Below are 19453 nucleotides of genomic sequence, written 5' to 3' on the forward strand. Positions count from 1 at the left end.
ATAAGTTTAACAGCAATTTGTAATTCATAGCAATGTAAACATAAGATTTTCAAGTAACCTTACTGCTTTATTTGTTGTTTCATTTCGCTATATAATTTAGGAGATAGGTCATTTGGTATATTGTAATAATTAGAAATATAGGCTTTTCAATACTTAGGCGCGATATAGAGTTCTTTAATTGTAACATCATGTCTAATCCTGTTTTAATTAAATAGATGGCATCATTAGTTTTCTAATTTCCTACATATCGAGATACATCTTTATCTCACAGTAACTAAAGCCCTCAGAATAATAACTTCGTTGACTACTCTGATTAATTCTATAGACTTGATCACATACAGTGATCAAGATATAACTCCAATCACCAATTCATCTATTCCGTAACTACATGCGGAGCAGAAATTAAGCTATTATGGGCATAAGTATGCAGGTAAATACAGGCTTTGGCGTTATTCTAATTTGTTCTCTGTAATTTTGCCACGCAAATTTTTTTTCGCCAATACCGAGATATATTGCCTGAAAATGGAAATCTCACCCCTGAAATAGCCGATGACTATTCTGATTGTAGAAAAAGCAGAAGATAATTTTAAGCAGATAGCGAAAACGCTGGCAGAGTTTTATCCGATGTCTGCCATTATTCATTGCCAGAGTGTTCAGGAAACTTTGGCCTGGTTGGCTGCGAATGACGGCGTGAGTCTGGGTTTATTTGAAGTAGAATTGGCAGACGGACTGAGTTTTGAGGTTTTTCAGGAAATGAACCCCGGTTTTCCGATAGTGTTTATGTCGGCCTACGACAAATACTGGTCGCAGGCTTTGCTTTATAATGCGATTGATTATCTGAGAAAACCCATTGAAAAGGCCGAGTTGATGAGGGTGCTGGATAAGTATGAGTCGCTTCGCAAGCATTTTGTAATGCATGCACGTAGCGCCGACCAGGCACCCGGCTTTAAGGGGGGAGTAGACAAAGACAGATTGATTGTAAAAAGAGGAACAAATTATTATGTGATTAAAATTACCGATATCGCCTTTATCTACACCGAAGCGCGGGTAGTTTTTTTGATTGATAAAGTAGGTGAAAGATATACAATAGAGAAAAACCTGGGAGAGCTGGAATTAGAGTTGCCGGGTAGACAGTTTTTCAGAGTAAACCGGAAATTCATAGTTAACATAGATGCCATTAAAAATTTTAAACCATCATTTAAAGGAAAAATAGCCTTAGAACTGATGCATCTTTCAAAGGCCGAAGTGAGTATCAGCCAGGAAAATGCAACGCAATTCAGACGATGGATTGAAGGATAGGCAGCAAAACAAAACCATCATAAAACCAAGGAAAATGAAAAGAAAGCTTTACTTAATGGCTTGTCTGGCAACTAATGTGGCTTGGGCACAGAATATCCCAGCCGATAGTGCACGGGTTTTGAATGAAGTTGTGGTGTCGGCTTCACGAATTGAAGAGAGTATTTTTAAGGCACCTGTTTCGGTTACTAAAGTTTCAGCTCTGCAGCTGCAGCAATCACCGGGTATTGAGTTGATATCCTCTTTGTCAAGATACAAGGGGATTGATGTGAGCCAGTCGAGCTGGTTTGTAGCAAGCCTAAGTACCCGTGGATTTAACAGCTCTAAAGCGGAAAGAATTCTGCAATTGGCCGATTACGTAGACTTTATGTCGCCCACTTCATCGCTATACGGTGGTAACTGGATGGGTACACCCGACCTAGATATCGATAACATTGAAGTAATTTATGGAGCAAATTCAGCTCTTTATGGTTCTGGTGCATTTAATGGCGTGATTCTGATGCATTCAAAAGATCCGTTTAAGTATCAGGGGCTGGCTGCTTCTGTCAGAGGAGGGTCACGGTCTTTGATTGATGGGCAAATAAGATACGCACAAGCCTTTGCCAAGCGCTTTGCCTTTAAACTGAATGCGAATTTTACACAGGGTGAAGAATTTATGGGAGAATCTGACGCCTCCATTAAAGCCGTAACAGCCGGTGGACTGGCAGGGTCTGATGCGAGCAATAATGCCTATGGGTCACCTTTCGGATGGAACAAAGTCAATTATTTTGGCGATGTGGGTTTCACAGTAACCGACCCCAATTTAACAAAATACAATAATAATCAGCCGTACCGGATTTATATGCCCGGTTATAAAGAAGCAGATATTATTGGCGAAAATGCCGGAAACAAATTTGTAAATATCAATACTTTTCAGGCAGGTAGTATTCGGCTGAATCCTTCTTTGCATTTTAAAATTAACGAAAAAACACAGGCATCCTATGAGTATCGTTGGTCGTTAGGCAACGGGATTTTCCAGAGTACAAGCCGTTTTGTCTGGAGAGAAATGCAATACGATTTGCATAAACTGGAGGTGAAAAACAATAAATGGTTTATTCGGGCATATTCCATGTTTGATTACGGTGGAAAAGCCTATGAAGCAGGAGGAGTGGCCAATGCCTTGCAGAATGTAAGACTTACCGACCCTAAAAACGGAGCATACCCGACTGTATCTTCAAACTATTTCAATGCCTGGAATCAGATATTTGCCGCAGCAAGAGGAAATGGTTTGGGTGGTGGCAGCCTTGCAGGTGTTTATACACCTGACATGGTAAACGGCGGGGTACCCGGTAGCTTTTCAATACCGGTAATTCAGGGAGGCCAATCAATTGAAGATGCAGCACGGCTTGCTTTTAATCTTACCCAGAACCTGCAATGGAATTCAAAACCAGCTGGCGCTTCAACTTCACAATTTGACCAGATAACAAGAAAAGTGGCTGATGGAGTAGGAGACTTGCTTATCAATGGCTCAACTATTAAAGGAGCAGCCTTTTCTAATACTGCCCGTTATACCGATTTTTCAGCCCAAAGAGAGTTTAAGCTGCCTTCGACTGATATCGTGATTGGCGGTGCCTATAGAACTTATCTGTTGAAATCGAATGGTACCTTGTTGTCTGACGGAAACTTTTCACCATTAACCGGGGAAAAAAGAAACAGTATTGTGAATTGGGAATCAGGCATTTATGGACAGGTGCAACAAAAACTGCTGGATGAAAAACTGACACTGGCAGCAGCAGGAAGGGCCGATTTCTTTCAGAATTTTGATGCGAAGTTTTCACCACGAATCTCGGCTGTATACTCGGCTGGCAAGCATAATTTCAGAGCCAATTACTCAACCGCTTTCAGAGCTCCTGCTCAATTAGACCAATACATCTATCTGGACTATGGTAGCATTTTGCTGATAGGAAACGTAGAAAACGGATTTAAAGGACTTAACTCGACAGGCACGCAACCTTATGAGGTAAAGAAACTGGCTCCTGAAAAAATGAACAGCTGGGAATTGGGCTATAAAGGTTTATTGACTAAAGACTTGCAGATTGACCTGAGCTACTACCACAGCCTTTACAATGGCTTTATAGGTATTGTACGCTTTCAGGGACGGGAAGACGGAAAAATGCCGGAAGGCAATTATCAACAAAAAACCGGGGACTGGGCAAAAGCTACGCCTGACCGCACCAGAGGCAGGTTTATTCAGACCTGGGCTAATTTCGATAAGCCGGTTACTACACAAGGTGCTTTCATCAGTCTTGATTACCGGGTTAACCACAAGCTGAGTGTTTATGGCAATTATACCTGGGCAAAGATTTCAGATATTAAAGACCTCATAGCCGGGTTCAATACTCCGGAGCATAAATTTAATCTGGGAGCAAACGGATTGATAAACAAGAATTTTTCTTATTCGGTTAATTATAGATGGAATAGTACATACATGTATTTTATGCCTTTTGACGAGGGAGAAATCAAAGCTTTTGGCACAGTAGATGCACAATTGAATTATTACTTGAAAGATATCAGAAGTACTATTAAATTGGGAGGTACTAATCTGACCAATGCCAATGCCATTAGTGTTTATGGTTCAGCACCTATCAGCCGGATTATCTATGCAGGTATTGTTTGCAACCTCGACTTCAATAAAAGCAAAAATTAATCGTTTGTAAATATAAATCTGCATGGTGGTCTCTGTGCCGCCATGCAGATTTTTTGTTGGTACATATTAATAATGATTGAAGAAATTATTATTAATGGCCCTTTTTTTGCAAATTTGAGAAGATTAGAGGTGGTATATGCATAGAAATGCCAAAATATTGATACTGTTTTGTTGCTGTTGTTGGGTGCAGATAGCATCCGGACAGTATTTAATTCCGTTGAAAGACATTCCGATTGATGTGAAACCCGTGGGGTATTATATAGCGAATGTAAAAGACACCCGGTCGCAAAATCACGGAATCGGTACCATTATCACCTCTTCAAACGATAAAACCCCGATTACCATCGCAGGTGGTATTAAAAACGGTTTACAGAATTTCATTACCAGAAATCTCCCTAAAAATACTTCAACGGTACCTATCCTTTATAATCTTACCCAACTGAAAGTGCACGAAACAAAAAATGCATCGGGAGGCATTAATGGCAGGATGTCTTTAACCGCAAGTTTTGAAAGAATTGGCAGGAGCGATACCGTCTCTCTCGTCAGTTCCAATGTGTACATGGATTATAAGCGTTCGGGAGGGTCACCCAATATGAATAACTATGAGTCGGTCTTGCGTCAACTGGTTATTCAGACCCTGCAGTATTTTACTGATTGGATGAATCTGAACAACGGTAAGCATGAAGCACTGGCAAAGGGTATTCAGATAACATTCCTGCCTGATTATAAGCTTAACGACAGCGACACTATTCATTATGAAACCAGAAAAATAAACTGGGATGATTTCAGAGGCAGCCCATCAGGATTAAACAGGTATGGTGCGGCTATTTTCAGCAACTTTGCTTATACGGCTTCATTCGGGGTATCAGAGGGAATTATCCGGGCTAATATTCAGACCAGAACCTATATGGTACGGGGGATGTCGTGGGCTAATGAAAGTGCAAAGAATGCCTATGCACTGGCGCATGAGCAATTACACTTCGATATCACTAAACTGGTTGTGGAACGATTCAGAAAAAGAATACAGGTAATGCAGGCAGAAAGCATAGAAGATCTGAATAGCATGATTCAGTATGAATATCTGGAAGCATACAGAGAAATGAACCGCCTGCAGCGGGAGTATGACAATGAAACCCGCCATAGTCAGGATACTTTTAAACAAGCCGAATGGGCAGAAAAAGTAAAAGCGTGGCTAAGCGAGATTATCGGATAAAAAAACAGGCCTTCTGAAAAGAAAGGCCTGTTTTTTTATCACCAACCGTCGTCTGATGGTTTTGGTTTGGCGGCAGGTTTTTTGCCAGGCGTATTACCTGCTTTTAATGTGTTAGCCGGAGGAGCAGAAAGACCGTTTGATGCAACTGCAATGGTTTTGTCAACTTTAGAGAATACACGGCTTACAATTTTCCACTCCCCGTTTACTTTTAGCAGATTCAGGAAATCCACATATTTAAAATTATCAAATTCTTCTTCTGTTACGGCTGTTCCGGCGGTGCCTGCAAAGCTGTAACTTACAATATTACTCTTCCATTTGGCGCCTCCGGCAGGTACAGAAGCAATGAATCTTTTCACCTGAATCTCAGAGATACGTCCGTTCGACAAACTCCGTAAATTGGCTGCCGGATGAAACGCACGGTTCAATTTGGCTGAATCTCCGGTAGCTCCGCCATCCAGATAATTCAGGAGAGTTTCTTTAATGGCATCTTCATCCGATTGTGCGTTGACTTTCACCGAAAAGCCAAGTAACAATATAAATGCGAATAATAGTGTATTATATTTCATGTGTATAATTGTTTAATCGTCTGTTCAAATTAACGAAAATATTATGGGAGTATTGCAAATTTTTCCGCTCAATTAATCAGGATAAAACCTTTCGGTAGGCTTCCTGAAATCTGGCAAATTCATCTTCCAGCACTGCCATCCGCTCAGCGAAATGCGTTAAATCTCCAGTTTTTGATGGCACTTCAATATCTTTAGTAATCTCATGAATGCGCGAAAGCCCGATTGTACCCGAATTGCCTTTCAGTGTGTGTAATTCACTCTGGATGCTTTTTACGTTATCAGGATAGGCCTCTTTTGTATTTCGTATCTGTTCTTCTGCTTCCTGTTCAAAATCTTCAAATACGGTCAGCAGCATTTCATCGCCTACCATTTCTTTTAGTTGGTTTACTATTTCCATATCAAACATCGGAATTTCGGTGGCAACACCGAACGCGTGCAAGACAGGGGTGTTTTCATCCGCTACAGGAGGTGAAACATTTTTGACAGGCCTCTTTGCAGAAGTTTTTTCTACTGATGCAGATAGTTGCCTGGCCTTTTCTTCTGTTTTTACCAGTTCGTTCACTTTTTGTACCAAAACCGCTGCTCTGATAGGCTTAGGCACGTAGTCGTCCATTCCTTCACTAAGGAAGCGCTCCCGGTCGTGCTGCATAGAGTAGGCGGTCATGGCTATGATTTTTGGTAAAGACGACCCGTAAATATCCCGCATGCGATGGGTGGTTTCAATGCCATCCATTTCAGGCATCTGAATGTCCATGAATATCAGGTCGAAAGACGGGTTATCCCCAAATATCTCAATGGCTTTGGCACCGCTTTCAGCAGTGGTTACTGTACAGCCTGACTTATGCAATATTTCAGACGCCACTTTTCTGTTAACCTGGTTGTCGTCTACCAGTAGAATTTTAGGTGAGTATTGACTGAAAAAATTAGTGAGTTGGATTTCTCCTTCCTGGCTATCTGAAACGTTCGGGCTGATACTAGTAGCTCGTACTTCAATCGTAAACCAGAAAGTACTTCCTTCTCCTTCGCCGGAAACTACACCCATATCGCCTTTCATCAGGCGGCATAATTCTCTTGAAATGGCCAGGCCGAGACCCGTACCACCAAAAGACTTTTTGGTAGAGTTATCAACTTGCTGAAATGCTCCGAATAATAGTCTCTGGTCTTCTTCTGAGATACCAATACCCGAGTCTTTAATCTCACCTTTCAGAATGTGTATTTTCCCGTTTGATGATACCTTGGATAATGACACCTTCACGCTTCCGTTCTCGGTAAATTTCAGTGCATTTGAGGTAAGATTAGAGAAAATCTGAAGCAGACGCGTCTGGTCGGCTATCAGATAGGCAGGTACATCTTCGGCTATATGATAGGTAAGGGTATTATTCTTTTCAATAGCCCGCTGGCGGAACAAACCAACTAACCTTTCCAGCAATTCGCGTATGTCGAGCGGTGCATTATGCAAATCCATTTTACCTGCTTCAATTTTCGACAGGTCGAGTATGTCGTTCAGAATAGTCAACAGGGTTTCTGATGATTTCTTGATGGTCTGCACATAGTCTCTTTGCTCAGGATTCAGCGGGGTTTCATACATCAGATCGATCATACCGATTACGCCGTTCATAGGCGTACGAATCTCATGGCTCATATTCGCCAGGAAGCGCTCTTTCACTTTCAGCGATCTTTCGGCCTCGTCTTTCGCAATAATTAGGTCTTCATTGGCAAGTTTCAATTCAGAAATATCACGGGCTACCCCTTCAACCTCTATTGGAATTCCCTTGGAATCTTTAATCATCCGGATGTTAAGCATAAACTGCCTTAGTTCCCCGTCTTTACGTTTAACAATTACTTCAAAGTTGGTAATGCTACCTGATTTCAGAAGCCCTTTGATGTTTTTAGAGCTGTCAATAGCATTTTCAAAGAATTTGTCCACCTTATTGCCCATCACTTCTTCAACGGTGTATCCTGTGTGAGTTAATACGGATGGGGATATCATGCTGATATTACCGGCCAGGTCAGTACGGTAGTAAATATCAATAAATGATTCAATGGTATCGCGAAACTTCTGTTCGCTTTTCTGAAGCCGTATGGTTGAATTTTTCTTTTCAGTAATATTTTGCGCAATGCCTGATATCTCCTCGATCTGCCCGCTGGAAGACGATAAAATCGGGTTCAGATAAAACTCATACCAGTCGTCGCCGCCATCTATCTGTCCCCAGTGCATTTCAAAGTTCTGCGGTTTGCCTTTAAAGGCATCGTTGTATTTTTCCCGCAAAACCGGCCGGTCTTCCGGTGCAATGAGGCGCCAGCCTATTTTTTCAGTACTTGAGTTGATTTCCGGAGGATACCCCAGGTTTTTCCTGATTAATTCTTCATAGTTTTTGTTGAAAGAACTCAACTGGCGTTTCAGGTTCACGGTCCAGATAACGTGCGAACTGCTGTCAAATACAGCGTTCAGCCGCGACGTCTGCCTCAGCAAGTCTTCTTCTTTTTGTTTTCTTACTAAGGCTACGGCTACCTGTCCGGAAACGAATTCCAGTAGTTCGAGGTCACGGATATTGAATTTATTCCGGTCACTATACGATTGTACCCCAATTACTCCCGTGGTTTTGGTATCTACTTTCAGAGGCACACACAGCATCACTTCGGGCAGTGAAGAGCCATACAGCGTCAACCTTTCAGTTTCTGAAAGCCTTTCAATATCTTCTTTATATAGAAACAGGGGTTTGTTCTGAACCATCGAGTATTCGATGATACCATTGCCCAGCTTACGACGCAGGAAATTCCCGATGGTATCAGAATACTCATCTACTACATAAGGGTAGTAGATAGTACCTTCGTCGGGCTCAAAAAGTGCAACAAAAAAGTTATTGGCCTGTATTTGTTTCTGGAGTTCTACGTGTACCTGTGTTAAGAAATCTTTCAGGTTCAGCGTGTTCAGGTTCAGCTGGGCTATGGTATAATACAATTGCTGAGCTCTTTCTGCCCGTCGGCGCAGGGTGATGTCACGAAACAGACAACGGAAAGCGGTAGGTACACCGTTTTCAAACCGGCAGCTGATGTCTCCCAGCAGATAAACACGTTTTCCCTCTTTATTGCGCATAACAGTCTGATAGTCAACTACCTGTCTGTCTGTTTTTATCTGTTGAAGCGTAGCAAGCATGTCTTCAGCAAACTGCGGATGCAGAATATCCTGTAATGTAAGCCTTGAAAGTTCTTCACTGGTATAGCCTAAAACCTCTCTTGAAGCCTTGTTGACAAACAAAAACCGACCGTTCAATGAAAGCAGCATGATAATTTCAGATGTATTATCAACTAAATCCTGTAGCTGGTCAATGGCACTGTTATGTTCTGCTTCTTCAAGCTTGCGTTTGAGTTTTTCAATCTCATACAACAACTCTTCATTCGATTTTTCGGCCGTCATCTTTCTGGTAGCATAATAAATGTTGAGGTAAATCTACAAAGAAAGAAGAAGATTTTAAACCCTAATTTGCAGGCTAAATCTTATTCACTCACTACTACTGCCAGTTTAGTGTTGGTCTTATTAATAGCCAGACGAGAGATTTTCTTTAGCATAGGCAGATTACTACTATCTATTTCTGCCCAATCCGAACCTGAATCGGGTCTGAAAGCAAAAAGTTTTTCTCCATTACTGGTCAGAATATATCCGTTGGGTGTCCAGGTAATATCTTCCGATTTTCCTAAAGTGGCTACAATGGAATCAATTACCCCAGTAGAAGGATTGAACTGCCTGATGAACCATTGGTCAGAAGACTTATCGATAAAACTAAAGGCATTTCTGCCAGGAATTTTATGCAATGACCGCCCGGGATTAACAGCTAAAATAGTACTTTTCTTAGTATTAAGGTCGTAATAATGCAGATTATTGGTTGAGTCGGCTAGTACAAATAGCAGCAGATGCGTATTATCAACCCAGGTATGATATCCTACTGTTAAATCATCAATGATTGTGGTGGGTTGGCCACCGGTTATGGGGTACTTACCTAAGTCCTGTTTGCCGTTGTCTCTCTGTATAATGCAAGAAATATAAAGCTTATCAGGTGTTATGGTAGGAGAGTATTCTCTTTCAGGGGTGTTTGTTACCAGCTTCGTGATACGCTTTTTATAATCGTAAGATTTAAGTTCGGTGCGGCCATTCTCGTCGGCAGATGCATAATAGATAATTGACGAAGAAGGATGGAAAAAGGGTTGATTGTCATACCCTTTATGCTGTGTTATGTTAACGGGGTTCGATAAACGGAATCGATTATCTTTAAACTGAACATCGAACAGATAAATTTCGGAGCCGGTTTGTGCCAGTAAAGCAGCCGGAAGAAGTAGATATAGATAGAATAAAATTTGTTTCATAATTTCAGTTTTTAACCAAATGTAGCTAAAAATTGAATTCATGAAACAAAAAAATCGGAGTAACGGTGAGCTACTCCGACCGGGTTTTCGAGTAAGATAGTTTAATTATCTTACTCCGGTATTATTAACTACGTTTTCACGTATAAAATTATCTGCTACAATTACGAAGTCAACTCTACGGTTTTTATCTCTGCCCGTAAGGTACTTGTTAGAAGACACCGGTACTTTTTCACCAAAGCCGTCTACTAACAATCTGTTTTCTTCTACCCCTGCCGATCGAAGGTAATTGGCTACCTGAACAGCTCTTTTTCTTGATAACTTATCGTTATACGCATTTTTTCCGGTTGCATCAGCATGACCGCCAACCAAAACAAAAGTGTTCGGTATTTGTTTTAATGAGTAGGCAATTCTCAGAAGGTCTTGCTTTGCTTTTTCATTAATCATGTATGAATCAACTTTGAAAAGATTACCCTTGGTCATGGTAACCAACAAGCCTTCGTCATATGCTTCCACAGTTGCAATGCCGATTAGGTTTTCATTCAGTTGGGGAGCGTAATCAGCCATTATTTTTTTAAGTTCTTCGCCGGATGCACCACCCATTGAAACGGTAGAAATAGTTGCCTGCTCTGCATGTGCAGATACTGCAACGTCAGTTGCGGTGGATTTAGAAACTGAGCTGCTCGATTTACAGCTCATATTGGTATAGCCAACCACCATTAAAGAAGTTGCTAAAACTATCGATTTTGAAATAAGATTGCGATTCATGAGTTTTGGAGTTTTGTTGTAGTGAACAGTAAAAGAAGTATTCCAGAATACGATGTTCCGGATATTTGGCTGATATAGTGTAAAGATTTGTACAAATTGAGGAAGATCCTCAACAAAATTCAACCCTTTGAATACATTCTGCATAGAAAGAACTAATTTTGAGCATGCAAAAAGTCAAACCTAAAAAACATCTCGGACAGCACTTTCTAAAAGATCTGAATGCAGCCGAAAGAATTGTGAATCTGCTTTCGAAGCATAAAGACTATACCAATGTTTTGGAGATTGGCCCGGGTATGGGTGTGTTGACTCAGTTTTTAATGAAAAAGACTGACTATCAGACGTCAGTGGTAGAGATTGATACAGAGTCGGTGGAGTATCTGAAATTGAATTTTCCGGAATTGAGCGACAGAATTTTTTCGGAAGACTTTCTGAAAATGGATCTGGCCAATCTGAAAGGGTTTGACAGCACAGAGCCTCTGGCAGTTATTGGTAATTTTCCGTACAATATTTCGTCACAGATTTTCTTTAAGATTCTTGAGCATAAAGATATAGTGGCCGAAGTAGTTTGTATGCTGCAGAAAGAAGTAGCTAAACGGATAGCCTCGCCACCCGGCAATAAAGATTACGGCATATTAAGTGTATTTTTACAGGCGTATTACGACATTAAGTATGAATTTACAGTATTGCCCGGTGCATTTAATCCTCCTCCCAAAGTTGATTCCGGAGTGATCAGCCTTAAAAGAAACGCAGTAGAAAAACTGGATTGTGACGAGAGAAAGTTCTTTCAGGTAGTGAAGGCCGGGTTTAATCAGCGAAGGAAAACACTTCGGAATGCCTTAAAGCCCATTGGATTGAATTTTGAACATGAATTATTGAATAAAAGGGCTGAACAATTAGGTGTAGCTGAGTTTATATTTTTGACTAAGGCATTTACCGAAAACTAATCGAGTAACAATGAGTACTTTTGAGCTAACCAGAGAGTACATAGAAAAACTTGAATCGGCCATTGAGCAGGGAGATGAAAATCTGCTGAAAGCTGAAATGGAAGAACTGTATCCGGCAGATATTGCAGGTCTTTTGCTTGAGCTCGACGGGCATCAGGGGCATTATTTATTGACACTGGTTGAGGTGGAAACCGGAGCCGAAATTCTGGCACACATTGAGCCCGAAACCCGGAAAAGCTTTATAAAAGAGCAGTTTGCGGTTGAAGAAATTGCCAAGTATGTAAACCTTCTGGATTCGGATGATGCAGCTGATTTACTGAACGAGCAGTCGATAGAAGTGCGGGAAAAGGTAATTGCCTTGCTCGACGACCGTGAACAGGCAAGGTTTATCATCGACCTGATGTATTATCCGAAAGATATTGCAGGTGGGTTGATGCAAAAAGAGTTGGTGAAAGTGAACTCAAGCTGGACCGTAAGCGAGTGTGTGGAAGAAATCAGGCGGCAGGCAGAAGATGTAGAGAAGGTATTTGCAATATATGTAGTAGACGACGACCAGAAGCTGAAAGGGATAGTTTCTTTGAAGCAGATTGTACTGGCACGCAAGAATACAAGAATAGAGAATATCCTTGACGACGACATAGTATTTGTAGAAACCACAGCCGCGGCGGAAGAAGTAGCCGATTTGATGCAGAAATATGACCTGGAGGCAATTCCAGTGGTTAATACATTAGGACGGTTATTAGGTAGAATTACCATTGATGACGTAGTCGATTTTATCACCGAAAAGGCTGAAGAAGATATTCAGGTAATGGCCGGTATTACCGGTGAAGCCGAAGAAGATGACAGTGTATGGCAACTGGCAAAAGCGCGTTTGCCATGGTTAGTTGTCGGCGTAATAGGTAGTTTACTGGCCGCTACAGTTATAAAAGGCTTTGAGGCAGAATTTCAGAAGGTAGCAGCTTTGGCGGCGTTTATTCCTATTATGGGTTCTACAGGCGGCAACGTTGGGATTCAGACGTCTTCGCTCATTGTGCAAAGTCTGGCTGAAAAAACAGGTATCGTAACTAGTTTATGGAAACGTCTCTTTAAAATTATTCTGGTGGCATTGGTCAATGGGTTGGTAATTGGAGCATTGGCAGGTGCTTATATTTATATTATCGGCGAGCCTGAGCTTTTTCTTGTTGTCTGTTTTTCTTTGCTTTCAGTAGTGGTGCTGGCGTCTTTTATGGGTACTGTTACCCCTCTTTTACTTGACAGGTTCGGAGTGAATCCTGCTATTGCTTCGGGGCCTTTTATTACTACTGCCAACGATATCATCGGCATAGGCACTTATCTTTTAATTGCAGATTTATTGCTACGACTATAACACAATTATGATTGCAGTCATTCAACGGGTAACACAGGCTTCGGTAACCATCAATAATTCAGTAAAAGGACAAATCGGATTGGGTTTTCTGGTATTACTGGGTATCACACATGCGGATACACAAGAGGATATTGACTGGCTGTCGAAGAAAATTATCGGATTACGGGTATTTGGTGATGCCGAGGGTAAAATGAATCTGGATTTATCTGCTATTGGCGGAGATATCCTGTTAATCAGCCAATTTACCTTACATGCCAGTACCAAAAAAGGCAACAGACCTTCTTTCATTGAAGCCGCAAGACCTGAAGTAGCTATCCCTTTGTACGAAAAAATGATTGCTCAACTGTCACAGGAATTAGGAAAACCTATTGAAACCGGAGAGTTTGGCGCAGACATGAAAGTGGCTCTGCTAAACGATGGCCCGGTAACAATAATAATTGATTCGAAGAATAGAATTTGATAAGAAAGGGTACCTGACAAAACAGATACCCTCTATATTACATTAACCTCTCAAATGCCACGCTTTAGGTTTTACAAATGCCCTGATACCTGCATGTGATAGCGTAGCGCCAAAACCAGAGTTTTTACGTCCGCTCCAGGGCAACGGTGCTGAAACACGGTCGCAACAATTCCAGTAGCTTGTTCCGGCATTGATCTGCTTCAATATTTTTTCCGCTCGTTTTTTATCAGTAGTATAAACTGCGGCTGTCAGGCCATATTCTGTATCCTGCATTAGTTTGGTAGCTTCTTTATCATCTTTCACTTTCATGATACCAATGATCGGCCCAAAAGATTCATCTTTCATTACACTCATTTTGTGGTTTACATCGGCCAGCACAGTGGGAGCAAAGAAATAGCCCTGTCCGGCAATGCTTTTTCCGCCTGTTAAAAGAGTGGCGCCTTTTTTCACAGCATCCTGCACCTGATTTTCCAAAAAGCCTAATTGTGATTGTCTGCTTAAAGCCCCGATATAAACACCATCAGCATCAGGCTGACCGATTTTATAAGCCTTTACTTCTTTCACAAACGCATCTACATATTGGTCATACACTTTTTCGTGCACATATATTCTTTCTACTGCACAGCAACTCTGGCCATTGTTATAAAATGCACCATCGGCCGTCCCTGCAGCTACCGATTGAATATCAGCCACATCATCAGCTACATACAGCGGATCTTTGCCTCCTAATTCAAGCTGGCATGGTACCATCTTATTGGCTACTTTTTCGTAGATATACAAACCTGTACGGTAAGAACCTGTAAAGAAATAACCATCCAGAGGCATTTCCAGCAATTGTTCGCCTACTTCTTTTGCGCCAATTGCTACCTGAAATACATCTTCCGGCACGCCTGCTTTTTTCAGGTATTTTTCAATATTTAAACCTGTAAGCGTTGAGAATTCTGATGGCTTATAGAAAACGGAATTACCTCCAATCAACGCCGGAATAAAAACGTTGACTCCCACCAGAAAAGGGTAGTTCCAGGCAGAAATATTGCAGATAACGCCCAGAGGTTCGTAAGAGATCCGTTCTGTGAGTCCTTCCTGGCGAGTTACGGTTTCTTCTTTCAGATACTTTTGTGAGTTCTCTATGAAGTATTTAATTCTGGCTCTGGCGCCGTTTACCTCATTGCGGGCCTGCTGTAATGGCTTGCCCATTTCAGACGTCAGGGTGGCCGCTAATTCTTCTATGTTTTCGGCCAGTAAGTCAGAAAAGTGCGCAATGATTCCGATGCGTTTTTTGAGCGGAACCTTGGCCCAGGCTTTTTGCCCTTTTTGAAGTGTCTTTAGTTTATTCTGAAGACTTACGGGAGAGTCTTCAGCGAGCGTGGTAATGATTTCTTCGGTGGCTGGATTTACAATCTGCATGTCTATATGACAAATAAATATCTTTTTCTGTAATGATTAATTGTTGAAGCAAATCTACAAAATAATACAGAAAAAGATAGTATTCAGACTACTAAGAGATAAGCATAATAAGGTATCTTAAGACCTTATTATGCTTTTAACCTTTAGAAACTTAAATTATATAGCTTACGCTAAACTTATAGCCAACGAACAGGAAAGCGCACTTTATCACAATCAGTCAATTGCAATACTTTCAACACCTCTTTCGAAAGCGGTTTCTTTAAAGCCATCTATTCTTAGGCCTTCAACCCGCACAAAGGCAACATCTGTAATGCCCAGAAATCCGAGTAAGAATTTCAGGTACGGGCTCACAAAATCAAACGATTGAAACGCACCTTCAGAATAAACGCCGCTTGAGGAAGTGGCAATATATGCCTTTTTGTTTTTCAACAAGCCTTCTGGTTGTCCATTTTCGTTGTATCGGAAGGTAATCCCTGGTCTTGCAATGTGGTCTAAATACGCTTTTAGGGTAGAAGGGATAGCAAAATTATAGAACGGGGCGCCAATCACATAAATGTCTGCTTCCTGCATTTCTGCAATCGCTTCGTTTGAAATTTTAATAGCCTTTTCCTGTTCGGATGAATGGTTTTCGGCAGGTGTAAACCACGAACCGATTTGTAGTTGGTCTAAATGCGGAAAAACGGTTGTTGTCAGATTTCGTTCAGTCACACTGATATCAGTATACTTGTCTTTAATCTTTTCAATGATGGTATTTCCGAGTTTTTTACTAACAGATGCTTCACCTTGCGGGCTTGATATAATGTGCAATACTTTTTTCACGATTCTTGTTTTTTAATGATTACTACTAAATTTTTGACGCCACAAACTTATGTATATTTGCTAATAAAAAGTTAGTAGTAAACTAAAGGTTAGTGGTAATATTTTGGTTACTGCCTCTGAAAAACAGAAGAGTTATTGGTAAAAAGTAGCATTTTCTGGATTGTAATGCAGCAGAACCTGACTGCAACGAGAGATGCATTATGTTTTGCTGGTAGAGAATGGAAATTTCAATTGATAATGGCATTGCTGAGTGGACACACTGGCACAGTAAGAGTGGACTCAACCAATTCGAAAGAATGAGAGATAAAAAGAGTGAGTGACTCTAATCAGACATTGAGAGGATGGAACAGATGATGAATGAATGTAGCGAGTCTCTGAAAAATACAATTTTCTATCGGTCGTTTATAGAAATTGCTGCCATAAGAGTAAGAAACCGGTACCGATTGGCTTCGGTACCGGTTGATAGAGCTTTTCATCTTTATTCATTCTTCAAAACTTTCACCGGATTACTCCTGGCCGCTTTCATTGTCTGCGATCCAATCATAATGAATGCAATCAGTAGCACAGCCAGCAAGCCGGCCAGCAACTCGGCGACCTGCACAGGTGTGTGATACGGAAAATTGGTAAGTATAAATTTTTCGAAGAAAAGGTAAGTTATGGGCAAAGCGATGAGTGCCGATATTGACAGCAATACAAGAAAGCCACGGCTCAATAAGTAGATGAGACTGCCGGAGCTTGCACCCATCACTTTACGGATGCCGATCTCTTTCAATCTGGTTTCGGTAGTGAACGCGACCATTCCAAATAATCCCATTGACGAAATAGAAATGGCCAGAATTGAAAGGAAGCTAATAATCTTGATCATGATAGAAAATTCACTGTAAGCATCTTCTATTTCTTCGTCATAGAATTTAGCCTCAAACCGATGAACACGATCAATTTTTTTCCATGCAGACTCAATTCTGGCCATGGTTGCGGGCATATCAGTACTTTGTATTTTGGCATTGATGACAGCCCTGTCTCCGGGTGTCCAGAACATGAAGGCTACAGGTTCAATGAGGTTCTCGACCTTGCCATAGTGAAAGTCTTTTATTACGCCAACAATGGTCATTTTACGACTATGTACATTGAAACTGCTAAATGTGATTTCCTCCCCGATTGCTTTCCGGGGGTCATGCTGGCCAATGTTAAATCGTTTTAAGAACTTCTCGTTAACAATCACTTCTCTTACGGCTTCGCGGGTAGTAGGTCGTGCCATAAAATTTCCTCCGGCAATGAGTTTATAATCGTGCAGAGGCAGGTAGTTTTCGTCGACGTTGTTAGTCATGACCAGCACCGAATCGCGCGAATCTTTGTATTTCATAAAACCTCCCCAGGCATTACCCACACTGGTGATTATCAGAGACCTGGACAAAGCGCTTACTTCCGGCATCTCGCTCAGTTCCTTGAGAAGTGCCTCGGGTTTATTACCCTGCATGTCTATATTCAGGATGTTTTCTGTGTTGAACCCCAGATCGAATGCCAATATATTTTTGTATTGCACATAGCCCACGGCAGTTGTTGTTATAAAAATCAGCGTGAGCGTATATTGAATCACCACCAGTGTGCGTCGGAATGTTAAGTGTTTAAACCCTTTTACTGAGGCCGCATTTCTGAGCGCATTGATGGCGCTGACCTTCGAAAAGAATAGGGCAGGCATAAAGCCGGCAATCACACCTACGGTAATCGAAAAGATGATGAAGGCCACCACCATAGGCAGTGTGAGCCCAAGCTTTACCGTGCGCTGCATCTCCGGCGCAAGGTTTATCAGTTGTGGCCGCAGTATCAGAAAGAGGAAAAACGAAAGAAAAAGTGCTGCCAGAGAGATCATGATTGATTCTACCAGAAACTGTTCCCATACCTGGTTCTTTTGAGCACCGATAGCTTTCCGGATACCTACTTCTTTAAAGCGGCGCATGGCACGTGCTATTGAAAGATTGGTATAGTTGAAACACGCCGATAATATTACAACGAGAGCAAGTCCGCCAAGTATCCAAAGAACCATCGGATGCATGTGCGGACCCACAGAACCCGGCCCGCCCTCAGACGCACGGAGATTCTCGCCTACCACAATCTTATATAGAGGAAGAAGCTCAAGTCGGATTTTAGTGTTTTCTTCAGCAAGGTTTTCCTCCTTCGCAATAGCGTCAAGTTGCGACTGAATTGAAGTCATATCGGCGTTTTCAGGTAGCCGGAGATACACATAGTTAGACGACATGCTTGTCCATTTTTCGAAGTTGTTGTCGTTTTTATGGAGTTGCTCGGCTGTAGACAGCGATACCAGGGCTTCGAAGTTGATGTGCGAAAAGAAGGGTATGTCTTTCATTACACCGGTCACCTGGTAGTTGTATGTATCAAAACTGATTACCTTACCCAGCACATCTTCACTGCCGAAGAGTTTTCTGGCGGTGGTCTGTGTAAGAACAATAGAATAGGGATTTTTCAGCGCTGTTTCGGGGTTGCCTTCCAGCATCGGAAAGGTGAAAATTTTGAATACAGACGGATCCGCCCAAAAACCTTTAATAGGGAAAATATTGTTGCCCACCTTTGCATCTTCCGAAAAGTCGGTGCGCATAATAGTCACTTCTTCTATGGCAGGTAATTTTTGCCGGATGAGTTTCCCGGTCTTTATTGATGTGGTGGCAAACTTGCCGCTTTGTTTACGGTTTTCAGTCAGTACACTGGTGATACGATAAATCCTCTCACCATTTTTGTGGAACCTGTCATACGAGCGCATATCGAGCACGAACGCAATCAGTAATAATCCGACGGACATACTAATGGCAAGGCCGGCTATATTGATGAATGAGAACATTTTGTTGCGCAGTAAATTACGCTTCGATGTTTTGATGTAGCTTCCGATCATAATCTGGTTGATAAAAGGTTAACATTTTTTGTCCATAGAGCCATCAGTAAAAATAGTAAGTCAATTTGACCACAATGAAAAAATGGTGTGAACTATGATAAAAATGGGACGAACTCTAATAAATATGACTTTGACCGGGTTAATACTTACTGCACTCATTGAAAACGAAGCTTTAATCAGTATTGACGAGCAAATCTTAATGATTTAAAAGCCCAAAATAAATTTCATCGATTCCACAGCGTTCCAGATTTTTTAAACGTCTTAGGTTTTAGAGAGTCCACTAAACCTAATGAGGCGCCGGGTTGTGAGAGAGATTAGAGATAAGTATGGCAGGCTTATTTTGGAAAAAAGCTATCATTTGAAATTAACAGTTAAAACATTTTGCTTATGCGTTACGTAAGGAAAATAACTCCCGATCAGGTAGAGCATCTGAGAGAGGTCTCTCGCCGTGGCAGGAATTACAGAGAGCGTGAACGGGCAAAAGCAATTCTGTTGAGTTTTAAGGGCTATAATGTAACCACCTTGTCAGATATCTTTGAAGTGAGCAGAGCTACCATTACCAACTGGTTGGATGCATGGGAAGCAAGGGGTATCAAGGGTTTGAAAGATCTTCCAAAACAATCACATAATGTTCCTTTAAGTGAAATTGAGCGATACCGCGTTG

13 protein-coding genes and 1 pseudogene are annotated in these 19453 nt (G+C 41.4%); 7 read left to right on the top strand and 7 right to left on the bottom strand.

Features of this window, described 5'->3' with window-relative positions; all coding sequences use genetic code 11:
* Positions 1 to 549: 549 nt before the first annotated feature.
* The 3 genes from AC1RRY_RS04125 to AC1RRY_RS04135 all read left to right on the top strand — a co-directional run bounded on the left by AC1RRY_RS04125 (position 550) and on the right by AC1RRY_RS04135 (position 5195).
* The gene (locus AC1RRY_RS04125) at positions 550 to 1299 is read left to right on the top strand and encodes a LytR/AlgR family response regulator transcription factor (protein WP_492817884.1); all 750 of its coding nucleotides are present in this window, start codon (positions 550 to 552) and stop codon (positions 1297 to 1299) included.
* Between the two features lie 34 nt (positions 1300 to 1333).
* Positions 1334 to 3982, top strand: a complete 2649-nt coding sequence (locus AC1RRY_RS04130) for a TonB-dependent receptor (RefSeq protein WP_492817883.1) — start codon at positions 1334 to 1336, stop codon at positions 3980 to 3982.
* Between the two features lie 184 nt (positions 3983 to 4166).
* Positions 4167 to 5195, top strand: coding sequence for a DUF922 domain-containing protein (locus AC1RRY_RS04135; protein ID WP_492856480.1), 1029 nt, complete (start codon positions 4167 to 4169; stop codon positions 5193 to 5195).
* Positions 5196 to 5233: 38 nt separating this feature from the next.
* Here AC1RRY_RS04135 and AC1RRY_RS04140 read toward each other — a convergent pair whose 3' ends face one another.
* From AC1RRY_RS04140 to AC1RRY_RS04155, 4 genes are all read right to left on the bottom strand, one after another.
* A complete protein-coding gene (locus AC1RRY_RS04140) occupies positions 5234 to 5761 on the bottom strand; it encodes a nuclear transport factor 2 family protein (RefSeq protein ID WP_492817881.1) in 528 nt (175 codons plus the stop codon).
* A gap of 76 nt (positions 5762 to 5837) precedes the next feature.
* Complete coding sequence (locus AC1RRY_RS04145) at positions 5838 to 9179, bottom strand: PAS domain S-box protein (RefSeq protein WP_492817880.1); 3342 nt, start codon at positions 9177 to 9179, stop codon at positions 5838 to 5840.
* A gap of 80 nt (positions 9180 to 9259) precedes the next feature.
* Entirely contained in the window at positions 9260 to 10123 is an 864-nt protein-coding gene (locus AC1RRY_RS04150; RefSeq protein ID WP_492817879.1) for a TolB family protein, read from the bottom strand.
* 105 nt (positions 10124 to 10228) lie between these two features.
* A complete protein-coding gene (locus AC1RRY_RS04155; protein ID WP_492817878.1) occupies positions 10229 to 10888 on the bottom strand; it encodes an OmpA family protein in 660 nt (219 codons plus the stop codon).
* 164 nt (positions 10889 to 11052) lie between these two features.
* Here AC1RRY_RS04155 and rsmA point away from each other — a divergent pair, with 164 nt between their 5' ends.
* The 3 genes from rsmA to dtd are packed head-to-tail and all read left to right on the top strand — an operon-like array spanning position 11053 to position 13658.
* The gene (rsmA, locus tag AC1RRY_RS04160) at positions 11053 to 11832 is read left to right on the top strand and encodes a 16S rRNA (adenine(1518)-N(6)/adenine(1519)-N(6))-dimethyltransferase RsmA (RefSeq protein WP_492817877.1); all 780 of its coding nucleotides are present in this window, start codon (positions 11053 to 11055) and stop codon (positions 11830 to 11832) included.
* Positions 11833 to 11842: 10 nt separating this feature from the next.
* Positions 11843 to 13198 (top strand): magnesium transporter, encoded by a 1356-nt coding sequence (gene mgtE / locus AC1RRY_RS04165; protein ID WP_492817876.1) that lies wholly within the window; start codon positions 11843 to 11845, stop codon positions 13196 to 13198.
* A gap of 7 nt (positions 13199 to 13205) precedes the next feature.
* Entirely contained in the window at positions 13206 to 13658 is a 453-nt protein-coding gene (gene dtd, locus AC1RRY_RS04170) for a D-aminoacyl-tRNA deacylase (RefSeq protein ID WP_492817875.1), read from the top strand.
* Positions 13659 to 13700: 42 nt separating this feature from the next.
* On the opposite strand, the gene AC1RRY_RS04175 is transcribed toward dtd, so the two are convergent.
* The 3 genes from AC1RRY_RS04175 to AC1RRY_RS04185 all read right to left on the bottom strand — a co-directional run bounded on the left by AC1RRY_RS04175 (position 13701) and on the right by AC1RRY_RS04185 (position 18789).
* Positions 13701 to 15065 carry an aldehyde dehydrogenase family protein gene (locus AC1RRY_RS04175; protein WP_492817874.1) on the bottom strand — a complete coding sequence of 455 codons (1365 nt, stop codon included), beginning with the start codon at positions 15063 to 15065 and terminating at the stop codon, positions 13701 to 13703.
* A 213-nt stretch (positions 15066 to 15278) separates the two neighbouring features.
* Positions 15279 to 15884: an FMN-dependent NADH-azoreductase gene (locus AC1RRY_RS04180; RefSeq protein ID WP_492817873.1), complete on the bottom strand. Its 606-nt coding sequence runs from the start codon at positions 15882 to 15884 to the stop codon at positions 15279 to 15281.
* A 478-nt stretch (positions 15885 to 16362) separates the two neighbouring features.
* The gene (locus AC1RRY_RS04185; protein WP_492817872.1) at positions 16363 to 18789 is read right to left on the bottom strand and encodes an ABC transporter permease; all 2427 of its coding nucleotides are present in this window, start codon (positions 18787 to 18789) and stop codon (positions 16363 to 16365) included.
* Positions 18790 to 19257: 468 nt separating this feature from the next.
* Here AC1RRY_RS04185 and AC1RRY_RS04190 point away from each other — a divergent pair.
* Positions 19258 to 19372, top strand: a pseudogene (locus AC1RRY_RS04190) (helix-turn-helix domain-containing protein); the annotation flags it as partial.
* Positions 19373 to 19453 lie beyond the last annotated feature (81 nt).

It is taken from the genome of Emticicia sp. GW821-FHT11C11, from assembly GCF_058808615.1.

Coding starts and splice junctions, on each gene's coding strand:
- AC1RRY_RS04175 (WP_492817874.1), bottom strand. CDS start 15,065: ATGCAGATTGTAAATCCAGCCACCGAAGAAATCATTACCACGCTCGCT.
- AC1RRY_RS04130 (WP_492817883.1), top strand. CDS start 1,334: ATGAAAAGAAAGCTTTACTTAATGGCTTGTCTGGCAACTAATGTGGCT.
- AC1RRY_RS04145 (WP_492817880.1), bottom strand. CDS start 9,179: ATGACGGCCGAAAAATCGAATGAAGAGTTGTTGTATGAGATTGAAAAA.
- mgtE (WP_492817876.1), top strand. CDS start 11,843: ATGAGTACTTTTGAGCTAACCAGAGAGTACATAGAAAAACTTGAATCG.
- dtd (WP_492817875.1), top strand. CDS start 13,206: ATGATTGCAGTCATTCAACGGGTAACACAGGCTTCGGTAACCATCAAT.
- AC1RRY_RS04185 (WP_492817872.1), bottom strand. CDS start 18,789: ATGATCGGAAGCTACATCAAAACATCGAAGCGTAATTTACTGCGCAAC.
- rsmA (WP_492817877.1), top strand. CDS start 11,053: ATGCAAAAAGTCAAACCTAAAAAACATCTCGGACAGCACTTTCTAAAA.
- AC1RRY_RS04125 (WP_492817884.1), top strand. CDS start 550: ATGACTATTCTGATTGTAGAAAAAGCAGAAGATAATTTTAAGCAGATA.
- AC1RRY_RS04155 (WP_492817878.1), bottom strand. CDS start 10,888: ATGAATCGCAATCTTATTTCAAAATCGATAGTTTTAGCAACTTCTTTA.
- AC1RRY_RS04150 (WP_492817879.1), bottom strand. CDS start 10,123: ATGAAACAAATTTTATTCTATCTATATCTACTTCTTCCGGCTGCTTTA.
- AC1RRY_RS04140 (WP_492817881.1), bottom strand. CDS start 5,761: ATGAAATATAATACACTATTATTCGCATTTATATTGTTACTTGGCTTT.